3 protein-coding genes are annotated in these 1,749 nt (G+C 28.1%); all 3 read left to right on the plus strand.

Features of this window, described 5'->3' with window-relative positions:
* A partial coding sequence (locus OC683_RS02390; RefSeq protein WP_304514940.1) for a single-stranded DNA-binding protein occupies positions 1-206 on the plus strand: 206 nt, incomplete at its 5' end.
* A gap of 282 nt (positions 207-488) precedes the next feature.
* Positions 489-779, plus strand: a complete 291-nt coding sequence (locus tag OC683_RS02395; protein ID WP_304514941.1) for an HU family DNA-binding protein — start codon at positions 489-491, stop codon at positions 777-779.
* A 283-nt stretch (positions 780-1,062) separates the two neighbouring features.
* Positions 1,063-1,671, plus strand: a complete 609-nt coding sequence (locus OC683_RS02400) for a hypothetical protein (protein WP_304514942.1) — start codon at positions 1,063-1,065, stop codon at positions 1,669-1,671.
* Positions 1,672-1,749 lie beyond the last annotated feature (78 nt).

Raw genomic sequence — 1,749 nt, forward strand, 5'->3', positions numbered from 1 at the left:
AAGTCCAATTTATCCCTTGTGTTGCTTTTCGAAAACTAGCAGAAAACATGAGTCAATATTTACATAAAGGTTCCAAAGTATATATCGAGGGGAATTTATCGATCCAAAAATATCAAAATCACCAAGGCCAAATCAGAACAACGACGAAAGTTATTCTCCAAAATGTCATCTTTTTAGATCATAAACCTTCAGACAATAAATCATAAGCTAATTTGCCTTTTTAACTATAACTAATTGGTAAGGAACTAAAAGGAGCCAAAAAGTGAAAAAAAGTTATTCAATTTTATTAACTATTACCACTTTATTTTTCGTCATAAGTGATATGATATTCTTATTTTATTATTAAAAATAATATATAAGATTAAAAATATAAACAAATAAAGGAGATTTAAAAAATGAGTGATGCGTTAACCGAAATTTTTCGCGGGACTTATTTTAAAGACCGTTCCCAAATCACCAAAAATAAAAATAACCAAGGAGAACTAATAATGACTAAAAAAGAATTAATTAAAAAAATCGCCGAAGCGAACCAAACTTCTATTACCAAAACTACAGAATTTTACCACACTTTTGAAAATGTTTTAATTGAAGCAATTACATCTCATGAAGAAGTCATTTTATCCCCCCAAATTGGGAAATTTGTTTTAAAAGCGAAAAAAGCCTATCACGGCAGACATCCTCAAACAGGCCAAAAAATTAAAATTCCTGCTAAAACGGTAGTCACTTTTAAATTATCTAAAACTATTAAAAACCAAGTAAAAGAGTTAATTTTAAAATAAACTGAAAGGAAAAGAATATGTCCAAAATAATTATCAAAAAAACAAAAAACCCATCCAAAAACCAAGAAAAAAATCATCATCATTTAAAAAAAACTCTTGAGTCCCAGATTTCACCCATCAAAAAATTACCTTTATTCCAAAAAATTACTTATTTAATGATTATTTTAAATTCACTTTTATCTTGCTTCACACTTTACTATGAAAATAAAATTCCCTAGTTGACGACAGGAATTAATAATTTAATTATTTTAATTAAATCAATTATATTAGGAGGAAAATAATGATGAAAACCCAAAATAAAAATAAAATTTTAACTATTTTAGTCATTTTCCTATGTACTTTTTTAACTATTAGTGCCCTTTCCGCTTTAACTAATTATTTCTTCCAGCAAAGAAAAGAAAAAATTAAGTTACTGCGGGAAAATGAGCTACCTTTTTTTGAAGTCAACAGGATAAACGGTAATAACGAAGATAAAATCCTGCTTCCTTTAACAATCCCTAATTTAAATTTTGATAAATACGACCATTTAATCACTATTAATCATCAGGCTATTTTAAATAAAAAAGGAATGGACATCAATGTTCCTTTATATCTGAAAATGACTACTAAATATGACACCGAAAATACTTTTTCACATCCTGAAGCCTATTTCAATTTAGCGATTAAAAATAATGGAGTAAACTATGATGATACCAAACGACCCTTGATGATTTTAAATAACGAGGGGATTGGTAAAATAGATCTTCAAATCCAATTGGAACAACGTGAAATCATTAAAGCTAACAATCCTCAATTAACTTTGATCATTGATTACGAATTAGTGGATGCCAAAGGGAAAACTTTCAGCGGGGGCAGTCAAAAAATCGAAAATAAAATTATTCAAACTGCTTAAGACTAAGTTAATAACCACTTAGTCTTTTTTTGGTTTCGGAAAGGAGTTCCCAATGATTAAACCAAAAAAAACTTTACC

The sequence above is a fragment of the Candidatus Phytoplasma crotalariae genome (assembly GCF_030586865.1).
Lineage (GTDB): Bacteria > Bacillota_I > Bacilli_A > Acholeplasmatales > Acholeplasmataceae > Phytoplasma > Phytoplasma citri.

Coding starts and splice junctions, on each gene's coding strand:
- OC683_RS02400 (WP_304514942.1), top strand. CDS start 1,063: ATGAAAACCCAAAATAAAAATAAAATTTTAACTATTTTAGTCATTTTC.
- OC683_RS02395 (WP_304514941.1), top strand. CDS start 489: ATGACTAAAAAAGAATTAATTAAAAAAATCGCCGAAGCGAACCAAACT.